15 protein-coding genes, 1 tRNA gene and 1 other annotated feature are annotated in these 19,515 nt (G+C 45.5%); of the genes, 10 read left to right on the top strand and 6 right to left on the bottom strand.

The window, feature by feature from the left end:
• The first annotated feature begins 300 nt into the window (after nucleotides 1-300).
• The 8 genes from rplS to rplL all read left to right on the top strand — a co-directional run bounded on the left by rplS (nucleotide 301) and on the right by rplL (nucleotide 4,422).
• A complete protein-coding gene (gene rplS, locus B1A85_RS18440) occupies nucleotides 301-663 on the top strand; it encodes a 50S ribosomal protein L19 (protein ID WP_104548199.1) in 363 nt (120 codons plus the stop codon).
• 101 nt (nucleotides 664-764) lie between these two features.
• Nucleotides 765-837, top strand: a tRNA-Trp gene (locus B1A85_RS18435).
• Nucleotides 838-1,053: 216 nt separating this feature from the next.
• Complete coding sequence (gene secE, locus B1A85_RS18430) at nucleotides 1,054-1,278, top strand: preprotein translocase subunit SecE (protein ID WP_104548198.1); 225 nt, start codon at nucleotides 1,054-1,056, stop codon at nucleotides 1,276-1,278.
• Nucleotides 1,275-1,910, top strand: coding sequence for a transcription termination/antitermination protein NusG (gene nusG / locus B1A85_RS18425; protein WP_104548197.1), 636 nt, complete (start codon nucleotides 1,275-1,277; stop codon nucleotides 1,908-1,910). Before secE ends, nusG begins: the two co-directional genes overlap by 4 nt.
• 7 nt (nucleotides 1,911-1,917) lie before the next feature.
• A complete protein-coding gene (rplK, locus tag B1A85_RS18420; protein ID WP_104548196.1) occupies nucleotides 1,918-2,343 on the top strand; it encodes a 50S ribosomal protein L11 in 426 nt (141 codons plus the stop codon).
• A gap of 100 nt (nucleotides 2,344-2,443) precedes the next feature.
• Nucleotides 2,444-3,157: a 50S ribosomal protein L1 gene (gene rplA, locus B1A85_RS18415; protein ID WP_104548195.1), complete on the top strand. Its 714-nt coding sequence runs from the start codon at nucleotides 2,444-2,446 to the stop codon at nucleotides 3,155-3,157.
• A 51-nt stretch (nucleotides 3,158-3,208) separates the two neighbouring features.
• Nucleotides 3,209-3,377 (top strand) — a sequence feature (ribosomal protein L10 leader region).
• A gap of 36 nt (nucleotides 3,378-3,413) precedes the next feature.
• A complete protein-coding gene (gene rplJ / locus B1A85_RS18410) occupies nucleotides 3,414-3,965 on the top strand; it encodes a 50S ribosomal protein L10 (RefSeq protein WP_104548194.1) in 552 nt (183 codons plus the stop codon).
• Nucleotides 3,966-4,023: 58 nt separating this feature from the next.
• The gene (gene rplL / locus B1A85_RS18405; RefSeq protein WP_104548193.1) at nucleotides 4,024-4,422 is read left to right on the top strand and encodes a 50S ribosomal protein L7/L12; all 399 of its coding nucleotides are present in this window, start codon (nucleotides 4,024-4,026) and stop codon (nucleotides 4,420-4,422) included.
• Between the two features lie 301 nt (nucleotides 4,423-4,723).
• Here the strand turns inward: rplL and B1A85_RS18400 are convergent, their stop codons facing one another.
• The 3 genes from B1A85_RS18400 to B1A85_RS18390 all read right to left on the bottom strand — a co-directional run bounded on the left by B1A85_RS18400 (nucleotide 4,724) and on the right by B1A85_RS18390 (nucleotide 8,060).
• Nucleotides 4,724-6,475 carry a serine/threonine-protein kinase gene (locus B1A85_RS18400; protein ID WP_246841467.1) on the bottom strand — a complete coding sequence of 584 codons (1,752 nt, stop codon included), beginning with the start codon at nucleotides 6,473-6,475 and terminating at the stop codon, nucleotides 4,724-4,726.
• 172 nt (nucleotides 6,476-6,647) lie between these two features.
• The gene (locus tag B1A85_RS18395; RefSeq protein WP_104548191.1) at nucleotides 6,648-7,184 is read right to left on the bottom strand and encodes a GIY-YIG nuclease family protein; all 537 of its coding nucleotides are present in this window, start codon (nucleotides 7,182-7,184) and stop codon (nucleotides 6,648-6,650) included.
• Nucleotides 7,185-7,457: 273 nt separating this feature from the next.
• On the bottom strand, nucleotides 7,458-8,060 hold the full coding sequence (locus tag B1A85_RS18390) for a TetR/AcrR family transcriptional regulator (protein ID WP_246841466.1): 603 nt from the start codon (nucleotides 8,058-8,060) through the stop codon (nucleotides 7,458-7,460).
• Nucleotides 8,061-8,337: 277 nt separating this feature from the next.
• On the opposite strand from B1A85_RS18390, the gene B1A85_RS18385 reads away from it, so the two are divergent.
• Together B1A85_RS18385 and B1A85_RS18380 are read left to right on the top strand one after the other, a co-directional pair.
• Nucleotides 8,338-9,738: an efflux RND transporter periplasmic adaptor subunit gene (locus B1A85_RS18385; RefSeq protein WP_104548190.1), complete on the top strand. Its 1,401-nt coding sequence runs from the start codon at nucleotides 8,338-8,340 to the stop codon at nucleotides 9,736-9,738.
• Nucleotides 9,739-9,759: 21 nt separating this feature from the next.
• Nucleotides 9,760-12,906: an efflux RND transporter permease subunit gene (locus B1A85_RS18380; RefSeq protein WP_104548189.1), complete on the top strand. Its 3,147-nt coding sequence runs from the start codon at nucleotides 9,760-9,762 to the stop codon at nucleotides 12,904-12,906.
• A gap of 6 nt (nucleotides 12,907-12,912) precedes the next feature.
• Here B1A85_RS18380 and B1A85_RS18375 read toward each other — a convergent pair whose 3' ends face one another.
• From B1A85_RS18375 to B1A85_RS18365, 3 genes are all read right to left on the bottom strand, one after another.
• The gene (locus tag B1A85_RS18375) at nucleotides 12,913-13,281 is read right to left on the bottom strand and encodes a hypothetical protein (protein WP_104548188.1); all 369 of its coding nucleotides are present in this window, start codon (nucleotides 13,279-13,281) and stop codon (nucleotides 12,913-12,915) included.
• A gap of 325 nt (nucleotides 13,282-13,606) precedes the next feature.
• On the bottom strand, nucleotides 13,607-18,214 hold the full coding sequence (locus B1A85_RS18370) for a non-ribosomal peptide synthetase (RefSeq protein WP_104548187.1): 4,608 nt from the start codon (nucleotides 18,212-18,214) through the stop codon (nucleotides 13,607-13,609).
• A gap of 52 nt (nucleotides 18,215-18,266) precedes the next feature.
• Complete coding sequence (locus B1A85_RS18365) at nucleotides 18,267-19,493, bottom strand: LLM class flavin-dependent oxidoreductase (protein ID WP_210404566.1); 1,227 nt, start codon at nucleotides 19,491-19,493, stop codon at nucleotides 18,267-18,269.
• Nucleotides 19,494-19,515: the final 22 nt, after the last annotated feature.

Genomic DNA, 19,515 nt, shown 5'->3' with positions numbered 1-19,515 from the left:
ACTGTTTTACAAAATCTGTCGAGAGGATAGGGAGCGAAGTATTTAATAAGCAGAAGCCAGATGAAGTGCGTGTCAGGGAATGTTTTGTACCGCAGTATCATTTCTAGCGCAAGGCTTCAAGTGTCCGAAATCTGGCTCGGAAAACGCCTGAAGCAGCGAGAACAGTTATTTTCTACTGCTTTTATGCCTTTCTTCTGTAATGTGCAAATTTCATCATCTGATGAAGAACTCTCACTCGCTTACTAGACTCAAACATAAATATCGAGCTATTATGAATGATCGTGAGTTTTTCATAAGGCTATGAACGCGCAAGAAATCATCCGCTCGATTGAAGCGGAGCAATTCAAATCGGATATACCTGATATCTATGTCGGCGACACGGTTAGGGTGGGAGTGATCATTCAAGAAGGTGGTAAAGAACGTACCCAACCCTATGAAGGGATAGTCATTGCTAAACGTAATGGCGGAATTAACGAAACAATTACTGTCCGACGAATCTTTCAAGGAGTCGGTGTAGAGCGAGTTTTTCTTGTACATTCACCGCGTGTTGCAAGTATTAAGGTGCTGCGTCGTGGTAGAGTACGTCGTGCCAAGTTATACTACTTACGCGATCGCGTTGGTAAAGCGACTCGCGTTAAACAGCGGTTTGATCGTACTCTATGACTGGCGAACAGTAGCAAATTTGAATTCAAGCTCGATCTTGCGCATTCAAACTCAAATTACGTTACACTATATAATTAGTGGCTATAGCTACAGCAAATTGTGCGCTCTTAGTTCAGTTGGTAGAACGCAGGTCTCCAAAACCTGATGTCGGGGGTTCAAGTCCTCCAGGGCGCGCTGCGCAGGATCTGACCCTGCTAGGTGTAACATACATTTTTACGCATAACCCGAAAGCAGTTCGCAATGCTATTTGAGTGTCAAGAAATATGACTTTCGGGTAAAATAGTATTGGTATATATGACTAAGAGCGTCTCGCGAAGCAGACAATAAGTTGTGTTTGTAACTGCAGAAATTCGTGTCATAGCTGCATTGTGATGAGGGAGACGATTGCTCGTGAACAAGAAAAACGAAGTCGAAGTCCAAGAATCCAAAAATGAGGGTAACCTTGGCAACTTCTTTCGCGGAACCAAAGAAGAATTCGACAAAATTGTCTGGCCTAGTAGACAGCAACTTGTCAGCGAATCGGCTGCTGTATTGTCGATGGTAGTTCTATCCGCGACTTTTATTTATCTGGTTAATGGCTTCTTTGCTTGGGCAGCAGGACAGGTGTTTCGATGACATTAGAAGACGAACGAGGTAATTCCAATCAAGTTCAGGATACAGAAGCGACAGAAAATTCGCCTAATATCCCGACGCGTTGGTATGCAGTTCAAGTTGCTTCGGGATGTGAAAAAAGAGTCAAAGCAGATATTGAGCGACGAGCGCAAACCTTTGACGTTGCAGAGCGGATCGCTCGCGTCGAAATTCCACAAACTCCCGCCGTGAAAATCCGCAAAGACGGTAGTAGACAGCATACCGAAGAAAAAGTGTTTCCTGGCTACGTACTCGTCAAGATGGCAATGGACGATGACACTTGGCAGGTCGTCAAGAATACACCTCACGTCATTAACTTTGTCGGCGCGGAACAAAGAAAAGGCACGGGAAAAGGACGCGGTCACGTTAAACCAGTGGCGCTCAGTCATGCCGAAGTCGAACGGATATTTAAACAGACAACCGAGCAAGAGCCAGTCGTCAAAATTGACATGGCAGCTGGCGATAAAATTGTAGTGCTTTCGGGTCCGTTTAAAGACTTTGAGGGTGAAGTGGTCGAGGTCAGTCCAGAACGAAGTAAGCTGAAAGCGCTACTCTCCATTTTTGGACGCGACACGCCAGTAGAATTGGAGTTTAATCAGGTTCAGAAACAAGGCTAAATTAGAGATGGCAAAAAAAGTTGTTGCGGTCATTAAGCTGGCTCTGACCGCAGGAAAAGCAAACCCAGCACCTCCAGTGGGTCCAGCGCTTGGTCAGCATGGCGTCAATATTATGATGTTCTGCAAAGAATACAATGCCAGAACCGCAGACCAAGCCGGAATGGTTATCCCAGTCGAAATTTCGGTTTATGAAGACCGCAGTTTCACCTTTGTACTCAAGACACCACCAGCTTCAGTGTTAATTAGCAAAGCGGCTGGTATTGAGCGAGGTTCGAACGAACCAAACAAAAAGAAAGTTGGTAAGATTAGCCGCGCGCAATTGCAAGAAATTGCTCAAACAAAAATGCCAGACCTCAACGCAAATGATCTAGAGGCAGCAATGAAGATTGTTGCTGGCACTGCCCGCAATATGGGTGTGACGATAGTAGATTGATTGCTAAAATTATTTTCTAGCGCATTGAATTTTAAGCTCTAATGTACACATATAGCGGGGGAGAAGTATAACTTCGTTAGTTGACCCCAAGGGAGAAAAAATGGCGAAAAAAGAATCTCGCCGGATGCAAGAACTACGGAAAAAAGTTGAAGATAGACCTTATCAACCGATAGAAGCGCTGAGCTTGTTAAAAGAAACTGCGACCGCAAAATTTCCCGAAGCCGCAGAAGCTCATATTCGTCTAGGAATTGATCCTAAATATACTGACCAGCAACTACGGACAACAGTAACGCTACCAAAAGGTACTGGGCAAGTTGTACGAGTAGCAGTGATTGCACGCGGGGAAAAAGTCAATGAAGCAACTAGTGCGGGTGCGGATGTCGTCGGTTCTGAAGAACTAATCGATGAAATCCAACAAGGTCGCATGGACTTCGATCGGTTAATTGCAACGCCCGACATGATGCCGCAGGTGGCAAAACTTGGAAGACTGCTAGGTCCACGCGGCTTGATGCCTTCACCTAAAGGTGGAACGGTGACATTTGACGTGACGCAAGCGATCGCCGATTTCAAAGCAGGTAAATTAGAGTTTCGTGCCGATCGCACAGGAATTGTTCATGTTATGTTTGGTAAGGCATCCTTCTCACCAGAAGACTTATTGGTGAATCTTAAGGCTTTGCAGGAGACTATTGACCGCAATCGTCCTTCAGGTGCCAAAGGTCGTTACTGGCGGACAATGTTCGTGTCAGCAACAATGGGACCATCAATTCAAGTTGATATTAATGCCCTACGCGACATGAAATCTGAAGCTGCTTAGAGAGAGGTTAGAGAATGTTGATGTACTTAAATCTCTGAACTCTGACCCTTTCAAATCAAATAGATAAAGCCAGAGACAGCAGGAGCTTGCATAGCTTAATACCCTGCCGAGGTTTGTAACTCAATTGCTTAAATGTCACTTGTGCGAACCAAGTGGCATGGCGGTAGAGGTATAACCTGCTTAACCCTGGCTGATAAAGCTGGGGTTTTTGCTTTGAGTATTAGGCTACGCACAAGTTTAAGGAGGTGAGACAAAGATGGGTAGAACGCTAGAAAACAAGCAAGCAATTGTCGCTGAACTAAAAGAAAGTTTAAGTCAGTCGCAGCTAGCGCTTGTCATAGATTACCAAGGACTCACTGTTGCCGAGATTACCGATCTCCGTCGGCGACTGCGTCCTACAGGCACAACGTGCAAAGTAACCAAAAATACCTTCATGGGTATTGCGATTGATGGTCAGGAAAACTGGCAGCCAATGTCAGAATTTCTCCAGGGTTCTTCTGCCTTTTTATTAGTCAAAGAGGACATTAGTGGAGCCATCAAGGCTTACCAAGACTTCCAAAAAGCCAGCAAAAAAACGCAACTGCGTGGCGGCGTCATGGAAGGTCGGATACTCAAAGAGCCTGATATTAAAGCACTTGCAGACCTGCCATCCAAAGAACAACTGATTGCTCAAATTGCTGGAGCAATCAATGCTTTAGCAACCAAGATTGCTGTGGGAATCAACGAAGTTCCTGCTTCGCTGGGTCGCAGTATTCAAGCAATCTCAGAAAAAGACAAAAACAATGATGCCCAAAGCGATGCTGCATAGCTCGCTAAAACTGAATTGTATTTTTGTGAAAACAATTAAACATTACAGGAGTTAATCAATGTCTGCTGCAACTGACCAAATTCTAGAACAACTTAAGTCTTTAACTTTGCTAGAGGCTGCTGAGTTAGTCAAGCAAATCGAAGAAGCCTTTGGCGTTAGTGCTGCTGCACCTGCGGGTGGTATGATGATGATGGCTGCGCCTGGCGCCGCTGCTGCTGCACCTGCAGAGGAAGTCGAAGAACAAACTGAGTTTGACGTCATTCTGGATGAAGTACCTGCGGATAAGAAGATTGCAGTTCTTAAAGTCGTACGTACGTTGACCGGTTTAGGTCTAAAAGAAGCTAAAGACTTGGTAGAGTCTACACCCAAGCCTATCAAAGAAGCTGTAGCTAAAGAGGCGGCTGAAGACGCGAAGAAGCAGCTGGAAGAAGCTGGTGCGAAAGTCACTGTCAAGTAATTAAGCCGATCGGCTCTCGCCCTCTCTCAATCTCCCCCAACGCTGGGGGAGAACACTGCGATCGCAGATGCTCTACGCTTGCCGTTGGAGCTATTCAGACAAAGTGTGTCGCGCACGCTATGAGTAACATTTTATGAATAAGTCTACGGCGGGCTCCCTTGCGGGTAGCCCTTTGAGAGCGCAGTTGCTTCAAGTCAAGCGCAATTTTTTGTATTATGTATAGTTCTAGTCAATAGAATTAGGACTCGTATCGAAGCTCGTACCGATTTCCCTCTAACTTCTGACCCCCGCTATAGGAGATTCAGTGCAAGTCCGCATCCCATACGCCAATATAAATGCGATCGCGATCGTTGCGTTCGATGACTCCTTTGAGTTCACCCGTATTAAACGAGTAACGATTGGTACGACGTTGATAAACTTGCTGTAGCCCTTCATTGATCTCAGCAGAAGCATTACCATCTAACATTTGTTGCAAAGTTTCTTGCATAACTTGCGTACCGACAGATTGCGCAAAAGAGACCTCAGTTTGTCGCAGACGTCCAGAATTGCGGTCAAATAGATAACCTAGGGTAACTTGGTTAGGCTTGATATCGTAAATTGCCGCACGTGTATTACCCCAAAGACCTCTAGTTGTTTTTGTCGGATTGCCGAGTGTGGCTCGAACTTGGCTTTCGGCGGTACCTGTAGGAAATCCAGGAATTCTTGCAGTATTGGCTGAGGGCGCTGTATTTTCTGGACGAGGGGACGCAACAGGTGACGGTGAAGGTGTTGGAGGTGGTGTCTCCTCGACTGGTGGTGATGTTACTTCTGGTTCTTGTGGTTCTTGCGTTGGAACTGGCGTTTGCGCAAGAGGTTCCTCCTCGGTGGGTGATGGAAATAGTGGCGGTGGTGGTGTCGGAGACTCTACAGGAGGAAGTGTTGGTGACGCTACCAGCGGTGCGGTAGGTGATGGCGATAATTCTGGTGTTGGACTTGCTGCAACGGGAGGTTCGGGAATTTCTGGCGGTGTTGGGTCATCAAATGCTGCTTGAGGTTGTTGGCGAAAACTTGTAAAAAGTGCGATCGCTGCTAAACTTCCTGCAAGTAAACCACCAATTGCCAAGATGAACCAATTGTTTTTTCGCGATGGATACCCGCTAACAGGTGATGTTGGTGCTGGACTTATGACAGTACGCTGACGAGTACTGCTAGGAATAAATAGCGTTGCTTTTTGCTTATGATGATTGGCAATCCGGCTCATCGACTGCAGATCTTCCAACATCTTCATTGCAGTTGTGTAGCGATCGCGCGGATGATACTGAACTGCTTTGCCAATAACTGCGGCTAGCTTGGGACTTACATGGGGAACATAGCGCTGCCAAAGAATTTCTTCATTCGACGACGTTTCCAACTCTTGAGGTAGCTTTCCTGTCAACAGATAAATTGCTGTTAAGCCCAAGCTATAAATATCGCTAGCATATACAGGTCTTCCTGCTGCTTGCTCTGGTGACATAAACCCAGGAGTGCCAATTACCATTGTCTGAGTCACTTTACCTTGCGAATTGATCGCTGTTGCCATTGTTTCTTTGACAGCGCCGAAATCAATCAGCACAGGCTGGTTAGTAGACTCGCGCAAAATAATATTGTCAGGTTTAATGTCGCGATAAATAATTCCTTGACTGTGGACGTAATCCAATACTTGCAGTAAGCTAACTAAAATTTCACGGACAATGTTTTCGTTTAGCGGTCCTTCGGTTGCGACTTTACTTGCGAGTGTTTGACCTGGAATCCACTCTTGAACTAAAAAAAACTGACCGCGTTCGGAGAAATAGGCGTATAACTTAGGAATTTGCGGACTTCCTTCGCCTAAAGCTTCCAACGTTGCGGCTTCTCGCTGAAATCGCTGTTGAATCAGTTGATACATGCTAGGATCGTTCGCTAGCGGTTTGAGTTGCTTAATTACACATCGGCGGCGTGAAGGCATATGCGTATCTTCCGCTAGAAAGGTTTCGCCAAAGCCACCTGAACCTAGCATCTGAATGATTTGATAGCGATTGTTTAACAGCGTTGTCATCACGGAGTTTTTTCCAGCGATCGCTTAGCTTTTTTGTTATTTTACTTACGGTATAAGATTGAGCTTCTACCCTCCACACTACAATAAACTGCTTTGACTGAAAGCTGCCACATGTATAGTCAGCTTTGAATGTCTGGTTAAGATGATTGCCAACTATTGAGAAGCACGGTACTTAGGTGACGTCCAAAATGCCTTTTTCCTTTAGTTTTGGATTAAAGCGAATTGGTACTTTTACACCACGTGATTCTAGATTTGATAATACTGTTGCTTCTACTCGGCGAGCAACGCTTTTTAAGAGCTTGATTTGTTCCAGTTCGTCACTTGCTTGATAGCTCGTTTGCTCCTCAGCCGTCATTGTTAATTTAGCATCAATCGGTTCATTCCACTGTGTTGTAGCAGCTACATTACCTGGCGGAATTAAGCCATTTTCTTTTATCCAAGCTTCCTTAATTGATTCTAAAATTGTCCGACTAGGACGATCAATTGTTTGAATTTTGAGCCAATAGCATTTTGCTGGTTGACGTACCAAATGTTGTTTAAGGCTTAGATATACATCTCGCGAGTATCCTACAAATTGCAACACGCGATCGCGGTCAAAAATTGCATACACGCCGACTTTATTTTGAAATTCTTCCGGTAATTGACCGTTGGTGTCAATGTATGGAATATATTCTAGCTCTGTCAAAGCAGTATTCGTGTTTATCGTCATTAGTTATTAAAAATAATTTATTTAATGAAAGATGAATAAGCTAGAAATTTAGCTTTTTTGTAAAACCACAAAGTACGCAAAGTATACAAAGAAGAAGTATAGAAGGAAATTTTTCTAAATTAATTTACGATGGTTTTATATCTAACATAGTTATTTTACTTAGCATAGAAGATTTTGCGATACTCGTCAGCTAGAAGCAATTTTTTCTATATATAAGAACTGTAATGAGCGTTACTCATTCTTGCAAACCTTATTTAAAACATGAGCTATCAATTATAACGACTTTGAGGTGACACCTTGAAGAAGAAAATCTAAAGCACGACGCATGTAACTTTCAATTTCTTCAGTTTCAGGCTGGAAAAGAATTGACTTAAATAACAAGCCCATCATCAAGTCACAAATTAAATCAGGATCGACATCTGGAGACATTTCACCTCTTGCTTGAGCGCGTTTAAAGATAATCGAAGCGGCTTTTCGGCGAGGTACAGCGTATTTTTTCCAATAAATCTCAGCAAACTGTGGCACTGTGGATGCCAAACTGATGATCATCGCAATCGTTTGCCGACCGAGGGGTGAAAGGTCAAGTTCCGCAGCTTGTTTGTGTACTTCTTCTAAATCAGTCCAAAGACTTCCTGTATCTGGTATGATGAGTTGTGGTCGATTGCTTGCAATCGCTTCGGCGATTAACTCTTCTTTAGAACCGTAACGACGATAAATTGTTGCTTTTCCCACACCAGCACGCGCGGCGATCGCTTCAATACTTAAGCCTTGATATCCGACTTCTGCCAATAAATCGAGCGTCGCTTGCAAAATTGCTTGATGAACTTCAATACTTCGGGGTCTTCCTGGTAAGCTTTTTGTTGTCTGACTGATCATAATTAAAAATATTCGTATCTCATGTCGCTCAAGGATACCCCCTCATAACATTATCTTATCAGACAGTCTGGCACAGCATGATAATCGCTAGCTAATCCTCTACGTAACATTTTTATTGTAATACGGTGCCGTATCGTATTATAATTTTAAAAGTTTTTTAAAGTTTAGTTGCCGTTGCCACCACAAAAGTTGAGAAGTCTTTGTACTCAGCAGCGAACGCGCTGCAGCGTTCGTTAGAAAATTTTGAGTTTGATAAGCGAGGGATCGAGCACAACGTATGGCGCAATCTAATTCCGATTACCCAGAAACATCTGAGCAAACTCCTTCAAAGACACCTCGCAGAACAAAATCGGCTCGGTCGAGAGCGAAGCGTCGTAATCGCTGGATTGCAATTATTAGTGCGATTGTTTTGTTAACTGGCGTAGGGTTTGGTTGGCGATGGTGGGTGAGTAGTCGCAACGGTGCTCAAAATTCCGCCGCCGGACAACCGCAGGGAATTCCAGTCAGGCTAGAAACGTTGGAAACAACAACAGTAGAAAACACTACAGACTTTCTTGGTTCCCTCGAATCGCAACGCGCAGTTGTCCTGCGTCCTGAAGTGACAGGGCGAGTTAGTCGCATACTTGTCTCGCCTGGCGATCGCGTAAGTGCAGGAACACCACTCGTTCAATTGCGCCCCGATCAACAGCAAGCAAACCTCGCAAGCGTCCAAGCAAGCGTTAATTCAGCCCGCGCGATTCGTGCCAACGCGCAGTCACAAATTGAAGCATTAGAAGCCGAACGCATTGCTCAACAGGCAGAAGTTGACCTGCAAAACGAAGAATTTCAGCGAATTTCAGTTCTCGTCAATCAAGGCGCGCTACCAAGACAGCAATTAGATACTGTGGTGCGCGATCGCCGCACAGCACAAGCAAACCTCAACGCGATCAATCGTCGCATTCAAGCAGCACGCGCAAGCTTGCAAGAAGCCGAGGCGGGATTACAGCAGGCACAAGCAAATGCTCAACGCGCCACCGCCGAACTTCAAGAAACGACAATCACAGCACCGTTTAGCGGTATTGTTGGCGATATTCCAGTCCGGCTTGGCGATGTTGTAACAAGCAGTGATACACTCACAACAGTCACTCAAAATAATCCGTTAGAACTGCGGCTATCAATTCCTTTAGAACGCTCGCCAGACTTACGCCAAGGTCAACAAGTAGAATTAATTGACACGCAGGGAGAGACAATTACTACAGGACAAATCAGTTTTATTGCACCGCAAGTAGAAACCAACGCGCAAAGCATTCTAGCAAAGGCAACGTTCAATAATCCAGAAGGACGACTGAGAAGCGGTCAGTTTGTTCGTGCTAGGGTAATTTGGTCGGAAGAACCAGGAATTTTGATTCCCACAACAGCAATCACTCGCTTAGCTGGAGAACCTTTTGTCTTTGTTGCCGAAACTCCACAACCCGAAGGAAATGCACCAGCTGCACCGGAAGGCACTTCCACACCAAACCTGATCGCCCGACAGCGCCCCGTGAAGCTCGGTAATCTGCAAGGTAACAGTTATCAAGTTCTTTCGGGTGTAGAACCAGGAGAGCAAGTTGTGGTTTCCGGAACTCTCAATCTGATGGATGGTGCGCCCATCATACCAACTACCGCAATGTCTCAACCTGTAGGAGCCAATACACCATAGTACCCTCCTGACCCCTACTATATGTTTGTCGAACTGTTCATCAAACGCCCAGTTGTCTCGATCGTCTGTGCCATCATCGTTGTCTTGGTGGGCGCGGCGAGTATTCCGAATTTGCCAATTGCCCAATATCCAGAAATTGCCCCGCCGCAGGTAACAGTCACAGCGAACTACATCGGAGCAAGTGCCGAAGTTGTTGAAAATACAGTAACAAACATTCTAGAGCAGGCAGTCAATGGTGCAGAAGGCGTACGCTACATTTCCTCATCGAGTAGTAACAACGGCAATAGCTCGATTAACCTCACGTTTGAAACTGGGCGCAATATCGATCTTGCGGCGGTAGACGTACAAAACCGCGTTGCAACCGTACAGTCTCAACTACCTGAAAGTGTCCAACGTACAGGAGTCAGGGTACTGAAGCAATCAACAGGCTTCTTGATGGCGGTCGGTCTGTATTCAGACAACGGTCAGTATACGAATACTTTCTTGAGTAACTATGCTGACCTTTATATTGTCGATGCCCTCCGACGCATTCAAGGCGTAAGTGACGTGCAAGTTTTTGGGGAACGCCGTTACGCCATGCGGTTGTGGGTCGATCCGGAACGGCTTGCAAGTCGGGGCTTAACAATGCAGGATGTCGTAAATGCACTCAATGAGCAAAATATCCAAGTGGGTGCAGGACAACTCGGACAACCACCGATTTCTGACGAACAACAGTATCAATTAGATTTAGAAGCACGCACGCAGTTTAACGATGTTTCGCAGTTCGAGGATTTGATTTTGCGAACTGAAGAAGATGGTTCACTCGTGCGATTTCGCGATGTGGGGCGCGTTGAGCTCGGCGCACAAGACTATAGTACTATTCTCCGATTTCAGGGAATTGAAGCAACGGGTTTGGGAATCTCGCAACTTCCTGGAAGTAATGCACTCGAAGTTGCTACAGCGGTGAGAGCAGAATTAGAACAACTTGCGCAGCGATTTCCCCCAGGGATGGAGTACCAAATTGCGTTTGATACAACGACATTTGTGCAGCAATCCCTGAGTGAAGTTGTGGGAACTTTGATTCAGGCGATCGCGCTTGTTGTCTTAATCATTTTCATCTTTCTGCAAGACTGGCGGACTACGCTGATTCCAGCAATCACAATTCCCGCTTCGCTAATTGGTACGTTTATCTTTGTGCAGATTTTTGGGTTTTCGATTAATACCTTAACGCTGTTCGGGTTAACGCTTGCCACAGGAATGGTCGTCGATGACGCTATTATCGTTGTTGAAAATATTTCCCGCCTGATTCAAGAGAAGGGAATGAACCCGCGCGCCGCCGCGATTGAGTCGATGCGCGAGTTAACAAGTGCCGTTATTGCAACCTCACTAGTATTAATGGCGGTGTTTGTACCTGTGGCGTTTTTCCCTGGTTCTACAGGCGCGCTGTATCGTCAATTTGCGCTAACAATTGCGTTTTCCATCACTGTATCAACCTTTCTCGCACTGACATTTACACCCTCGATGTCGGCAAAATTATTGCGCCAAGGGCAACATCCTCCACGCTGGCTAGCATGGTTTTTCAATCGCTTCAATCATGTTTTGGATAGTGCGCAACGGGGTTATGCGCGATCGCTACGCACGTTGATGCGCTTTAGAATGATTGTGCTGGGTGTGTTTGTCTTATCCTTAGGCTTGACCGCGTGGATGTTTGCGCGCGTTCCGTCTGGTTTTTTACCAGAGGAAGACCAAGGCTACTTTATTACGCTTGTGCAAGCACCAGAAGGCGTTTCGCTCAACTACACGAGCGATGTAATTGCGCGCGTTGAACAAGAACTCCAGCAAATTCCTGAAATTACATCTAGCTTTGCCGTTGCCGGATTTAGCTTTACTGGTAGTAGTGCCAATAACGGTATTATATTTTCTAGTCTTAGACCTTGGGAAGAACGCCGCGAACCTGGACAATCAGTCGATGCAATTATTGGTCAACTGTTTGGTCGATTTGCCACAATTACCGAAGCGAGAATTTTACCACTGAATCCCCCAGCAATTCAAGGTTTGGGAACCTTTGGTGGATTCAGCTTTCAGTTGCAAGATCGCCGTGGCGTGAATGACCTTAACGCACTCGTACAAGCTGCTGGACAAATCATGGCGCAAGCGAATCAAACTCCAGGTTTGCAGCAAGTATTTACAACTTTCGCCGCGAGTACGCCTAAGTTATCGATTGATGTTGACCGCGATACTGCTAGAGCACTGCAAGTTTCGGTTGATGATATTTTAAATACATTACAAACTGCGATCGCCTCGCAATACGTCAACGACTTTACCTTGGGACAGCGCAACTATCGAGTCTACGTACAAGCAGATCAGCAATTTCGTTCAACTCCGGATGATATTAGTCGCTTGTACGTGCGGTCGGCGTTGGGAGAAATGATTCCCCTGAGTAATCTTGTGACGCTGACACCCGAAACTGGTGCCCAAACGATTAATCACTTTAATCTATTTCGCTCAATTGAAATTACAGGTTCACCCGCACCAGGATATAGTTCAGGAGATGCGATTCAAGCAATGGAAGAGATTGCAGCGAACGTCTTACCACCTGGATTAGGCTATCAATGGTCAGGAACTTCGTTGGAAGAAATCGAATCTGGCGGACAAGCACCGATTATCTTTGGTTTAGGTTTAGTCTTTGTCTTCCTAGTCTTAGCAGCGCAGTACGAAAACTTTATTGACCCCTTTATTATCATGCTGGCAGTGCCACTCGCGATTCTGGGTGCGTTAATTGCCCAGTCCTTGCGCGGGTTGATTAATGACGTGTACTGTCAGGTGGGGTTAGTGATGTTAATTGGTTTAGCAAGTAAAAACTCGATTTTGATCGTTGAGTTTGCTAACCAACTACGCGCTGAAGGATTACCACTAGTCAAAGCTGCAATTGAAGCTGCACGAGAACGCTTGCGCCCCATCTTAATGACAGCGATTTCTACCTTAGTTGGTATCTTTCCTCTAGTTATAGCGACAGGTGCGGGGGCTGGTAGTCGTCAATCGTTAGGAACTGCGGTTTTTGGGGGAATGTTCGTAGCAACGTTTTTGTCGTTGTTTATCATTCCTGTACTCTACGTTATCGTTGTTTCACTTGAGGAAAGCGTGCGCGATCGCTTCGGTTGGTCTAAATCTGACGCGATGGATAGTTAATTTTTACTATGAGTGAGTGCAATCTTTAATCCATAAACGCAGTTCAGCTTCAGAATCTGCATAGACAAATTCACCTGTGCGCGGGTTGATGGTGTACCACCAGCGATCGCTACCATTGACAAATTCATGTACTCGCGGCGTTGAATGAGTAAACAACGCTGCAACCCTTTGTTTTATGCTTTGCAACCACGCATTTAACTTGAATCGCTGACTTGATGTATCAGCAATTGTCAATTGCTGCGCTTCGCACTCTAATAGCCTCGCAAGTTGACTATTGTTTGTCGCTTTAGCAACTTCTAGACGATGCGCTAAGGAAGCCATCATGCTTTCTAGGTGTCTATCTCCGTGCGAAGAATCTTTGTAGAGTACTGCCATGAATGTCCCTCGAAAGACGTTTGCTTTTCAAATTCAATTATATATTTCTGTAGCTTAAGATACAAAATACAGCAATTTACAAACATCTACTCGCAGACAGAAACGCAGACGCCTTCTGACTCCCTTCGGAGCTATAGAAACTAAGTGTACGCGGCAGCACACTCAGAGAAGCACTTGATACTATTTCTCTAAATAAGAACTACAATTAATTTCTCCTCTGCTTCCTCTGCTCCTCTGCTTCCTCTGCCCCTCTGCTTCCTCTGCTTCCTCTGCTTCCTCTGCTTCCTCTGCTCCCTATTTGTAGAAACTTTAAAGCAACACGGTATTATAAGCTAGGGTTAGTGGGAAGTAATTGTGAAAGCGCGATCTCAGGAATAGTAAGCTTGGTTAAGATATCTTGATAGATAGCAAAGAGTTGTTCAATGCGTGTTACTGTGTATTGCTCAATGCTGTAGTTTGCTCCTATTTTTATTGTGTTCGATAGTTCGACATAAAGTTCGAGGGGAATGTCTTCGTCATAAAGTTCGGAAGGAATATCATCCCCTTGCTGCACTTGCACGATTTCCCAATGAGGGATGCGTTTAATACCTGCATCGGAAGCTGTAATTGTGATACTTGCCATCAAGTTAACAGGGCGCGATCGCCGCGTTTGAGCAATCACCCATTCTAACGGTACTTCTTTATGCGCAATCGCTTCGTTGAGGTCGGCTTGCAGTTGTTTGATGACAGTCGATCCTGTTTGTTCTGGTAGAAACTGCGATCGCAAAATCACATCGTTGATAAAGCAGCCTAGCATTCCTTCGGTTTCGGGCACAGTACGGTTGCCGATCGTTGTCGCAATCCATACCTCGCGTCTTCCACTCCAGACTGCTAAAGCGAGTTTTAAAGCGGCGAGTAAAACAACAAAACTTGTCACTTGCAGCGAACGACTCAAAGCCTTAACTGAGTCAACGAGTGTTTCAGAAATAGACGTGAAATAGCGTTTAGCCTGCTTACTCTTGATCGCAGAAGAATTGTACTGAGCTTGAGGTATATGCTCATCAACTAATTTGCGTTGCCAATATTGCAGTTGCTGTGCGATCGCATTTTCGTTATAAACTTGCTTTTGCCACAAGGCAAAGTCCGCGTATTGCAGCGATACTTCTGGAAGCGGTGAAGGTAAATTGCCAGAGAAGGCTTGAATTAGGGTATGTAACTCTTGTAAAAGTAAATGAAAAGACCAACCATCGGTAATGAGGTGGTGCATTGTCACCAATAACCAGTGTTCGCACGCACTCAGTCGATACAACGCCGTTCGCATTAAAGGGGCGCTTAAATCAAAAGCAGGTTGCGCAACGTTGATTGCTAAGTCGAATGCTGCTGATTCGCGGACTTCAGGAGCCAAATGTTCTAGATCAGCATAGACTAATGGTAAATGCAGCGCGGGTAAAACAACTTGCATTGGTTGACCGTCAACGACACTAAAAACAGTCCGCAAAATTTCGTGACGTCGTACAATTTCATTCAAACTTCGCTCTACGACTGCGGGTGAAAGCGAGTCTTGAATGCGGATGATAATTGAACTATTGAGTACTGCACCTGTAGTGCTGGCGTGATGAACGTGCCAAAGGTACTGCTGCGAAAACGAGAGTGGTACGGGTGTTTGTGGCGATCGCTCTACTAGAAAGAAGTCTGTTGCGTGAGGCTTGGTTTGATTGACAACGCGCTCAGCTAAACCGGCAACGGTGGGAGACTCAAAAAGATCGACAATTGATAATTCTACCTGAAAAACTCGTGATAGCTGAGCAATTAGCTTTGTTGCAAGTAATGAATGTCCTCCTAATTCAAAGAAATCATCTGCAATCCCTACCTGCGGAATGTTCAGAATCTCCCGAAAAATTTGAGCGATCGCAACTTCAGTGTCTGTACGCGGTGCAACAAACGCTGCGGTTACAGTGACACCATCAGGAATAGGAAGTGCTTGACGGTCTATTTTGCCATGAGAGTTTAGCGGTAAGGTATCCAACAACATAAATGTTGCAGGCACCATATACTTAGGCAATCGCTTTTCCAAAAACCGCCGTAGGTCTAACGTAGTCAAGGTACTGCATGCGGGAACAATATAGGCGACTAACTGCTTATTCCCCGTTGTCTCTTCGCGATCGACGACGATGCATTCGCGGACATCAGGATGTTGAGCAAGTAAAGCTTCAATTTCGCCGAGTTCAATGCGGAAACCGCGTACTTTCACTTGACGATCGATGCGTCCTAAATACTCAATATTTCCATCCTTGCGCCAACGCGCGCGATCGCCAGTTTTATATAGTCTTGCACCTGGAATTTCGCTAAAAGGATCGGCAATAAATGCTTGTGCTGTCAAATCAGGTCGGTTGTGATAACCTCTAGCGACCCCAAGTCCGCCAATGTATAATTCTCCTGGAACTCCAATCGGGGTAGGCTGTAGAGACGAGTCAAGAATATAGACTTTTGTATTACTGACAGGTTTACCAATAGGTAGCGCAGAGTTATCGCTTGCTAGTTCGGATAAATCAACTGTTGTCGTTACAATTGTTGCTTCAGTAGGTCCATAGCTATTTACAAGACGAACGCGCGCATCAACGTGTTTTTGCCAAAGCATAAAGCGATCGCGCGCTGCTTGTTCGCCACCAATAATTACAAGACGCACGCAATCGGGTAACAGCAAATTTTGGGTTGCCATTTCTGTCACCATCTGATGCCAAAATGCAGTCGGTAGATCGAGAACTGTCAATTGCCAATCTTCACAAGTTTTCAAAAAACCTGCGATCGCACTTAGCATCGTATCGGTGCGCAAAATCAACGTTGCGCCTTGCGTCAAACAAGGAAAGATTTCTTCCGCCGCAGCATCAAAACTAATTGAAGCAAATTGGAGAATGCGATCGCGGGCACAGATTTCATATTCTCTAACTGCTGCTAAGGTGTAGTTTACTAACGATCGATGTTCAACCATCACTCCTTTGGGTTGTCCGGTGGAACCTGACGTGTAAATGACATAAGCCAAGTTATGGTTGACAACCGCAGGCGTGACATTCGTGGTGTCTTCTAACGCAATTTTTTCCCAATCGGTGTCGAGAAAAACCGTTGCAGCAATTTTTGGCAGTTTTGTTGCCAGCGATTCCTGCGTTAGTAACACCGACACTGGAGCATCCGATAAAATAAACTCCAGGCGTTGCTGTGGATAAGTCGGATCGAGCGGAAGATACGCGCCTCCAGCTTTGAGAATGCCTAACAATCCCACGATCGTGGAAATTGAACGCTCAACGCACAGACATACGAGAGATTCTGGTTTAACGCCCAATTTTTGCAGATAGCGGGCGAGTTGATTCGCGCGGTGATTGAGTTCGCGGTAGGTAAGTTGTTCGTCACCACTGATGAGTGCGATCGCATCCGGTGTTTTCTCAGCTTGGGCGGTGAAGAGTTCGTGAATACACCTATCAGAACAAGGCGTTGTTGTTTGATTCCACGCGCGTAACTGCTGTTGTTCTGCCAAAGTCAGTAATGGTAGTGCAGACAGCGTTTGATGAGGATTAGTGACAATTCCTGTCAGGAGAATTTGAAAATGTTCTAGCAGACGAACAATCGTCGATTCATCAAATAAATCGGTGTTGTACTCTAGTTTGCCAATTAGTCCAGAGTCGGACTCGACAAGGTGAAAAGTTAAATCAAACTGGGCTGTGTGATTATCAATGCGCGAATGTTCGACGCTCAAACCTGGTAACTCGATATTCTCAATCGAAAACGCATTTTGCAGAACAAGCATCACCTGAAATAACGGGGCGTAGCTTAAGGAACGCGCTAGTTGTAATTCATCGACTAACTTTTCAAAAGGTAAGGTTTGGTGCGCCAAAGCCTCCAGTACAGTTTCTCGCACGCGCTGAAGTAATTCTAGAAAAGTAGGATTTCCTGATAAGTTCGTCCGCAACACGAGAGTATTGATGAAACACCCGATTAAGTTCTCGGTTTCAGGGTGGTGACGATTTGCGATGGGCGAACCGACAAGAATATCGTCTTGATTTGTGTAGCGAAACAGTAAAGTTTGCAAGGCTGCTAGCAGCGTCATAAATAAAGTTGCACCTGAGGCTTGCGATAGCTGCTTGAGTGCTGTGGTTATAGACTGCGAGATGTGAAATGATAGAGTTTTCCCAGCAAAAGATTGAACCGCAGGGCGCGGGCGATCGCACGGAAGTTGCAATAAATCAGGAGCATTGTGTAGTTTCTGCTTCCAGTACGCTAAGTCTTCAAGAAGACTACCTTGTAAAGATTGCCGTTGCCAAGCTGCAAAATCAGCATATTGAATCGGTAATGCTGTTAGCGGGGAAGGTTGATTGCGGGAAAACGCCTTATAAAGCGCACTCAGTTCGCGAAAAAAGATCCCCAATGACCAAGCATCGACTGCGATGTGATGCATTGTTAATAGTAAAACGTATTCTGCATCAGCGAGTTGCAGTAGTGTCGCGCGCAGCAACAGATCGGTTTCTAAATTAAAAGGAGTGCAAGCCTGTTTTGTCACTAATCGTTGTTCGCGATCGCCCTCTCTTTCTAAGCGCAAGTCATGCACAGGTAACTCCCATTTGTCAAGAGGTAAAATTACCTGAGTTAGTTCTCCACCAACCGTTTGGATGGTAGTCCGCAGACTTTCATGACGCTGAAGAATTTCCCGCAGACTCTGCGCTAAAGCATTGACCTGAAGCGAACCTGTGATTTTTAAAGCGATCGAGATATTATTAGAAACTGCACTTTTAATGCTCAACTGGTCTTGAAACCACATCCGTTGCTGCGCAAAAGATATAGCAAGCGGCGCGTGTCGATTGCATTTTGGTATTGTTAAGCGTTGTGAGGATTGTTGTTGCAGTCGCAGCCGAAGTAATGCCTGCTGTTCTGGAGAAAGTGCCGCAATTCGTTGCGAATGATTCATCGATTAGCGATTCCTTTTACCGATATGCATGACTAAACCCGCGTTTTTGACTCTATGAAGAGACATCTATAGTAATCTGTAATTCCCTATTCTCCTCTGCTCCTCTGCCCCTCTGCTCCTCTGCTCCTCTGCCCCTCTGCCCCTCTGCTCCTCTGCCCCTCTGCTCCTCTGCTCCTCTGCTCCTCTGCTCCTCTGCTCCTCTGCTCCTCTGCCCCTCTGCTACATAATCCGCCGAACTTGAATCATAATGATGCTTGATACTTTGCAATGCCTGAAGACTTTCCATCACTGAGTCAAAATCGACACCGAAGTCAATCAGCGCTGCAATTTCATCGACGCCAGCGTGTTGCAGATTATCAATCATCTTGCGGCAATATTCAGGAGTTCCCATCAAGACTTTGCCGTTAAAGTAACTCTCGAAGCTAAATTCGAGTAGATCGTCGAGATCTTGCGCCGTCAGCGTTTCCGGATCGATCGAAAATCGCAAGTCGCCAGCCGATTTGACAACCAGGTCGAAATGCGTTTTCAAGTAATTTTTAAAAGGTTGTTTCACCTTTGCTTTGACAACATTAATATCGCTGCCAATAAATGTATGAATCATCAATGCAACTTTACCCTGCTGCGGATCGCGACCGTGTTGCGCGAGCGATCGCCGATACAGCGATACTTTGTTTAAGATTTCGTCGAGGCTTTGGTACAGTGGTGAGGTGAGAATGTTCGCACCGATTTTACCTGCTTCCACAAATGTTTCGTCGGATAATGACGTAATCCAAATTGGAAGGCGAGATTGGATCGGCTTGGGAAAGGTGTGAATATTGACATATTTGCCATTACCACCTGTGCGGGCGATCGCGTTTCCTTGCCACAACTGCTGCACAACTTGGATATCGCGCCACATGATTTCTTTTTTGCGCGCGTACTTTTCTGGATAAAGAACGAAATCATTCGGATGCCAACCTGGTGCAAACGAAAGGCTAACGCGACCTTGCGAAAGATTATCAACCATTGACCATTCTTCGGCAACGCGCAAGGGATCTTGTAATGGCATGACAACGCTACCCGAACGAATTTGAATGCGTTTCGTCACCATCGCGATCGCTGCGCCTGCTACCGCCGGATTTGGATACAAACCGCCAAAGGCATCAAAATGGCGTTCGGGAATCCAAATTCCAGCAAAATCGTGGCGATCGGCAAACTTTGCGCCTTCGATCAACAAACGATATTTGTTGTTGTCGGTGGTCGAACCATCACCAGAAAAATAAAACAAACTGAATTTCATGGGTAATTGATCGTGGGTAATT

It is taken from the genome of Chroococcidiopsis sp. TS-821 (assembly GCF_002939305.1).
Lineage (GTDB): Bacteria > Cyanobacteriota > Cyanobacteriia > Cyanobacteriales > Chroococcidiopsidaceae > Chroogloeocystis.
Note: the sequence above shows the minus strand (reverse complement) of the source record. Positions and strands in the feature narration are given on the sequence as shown.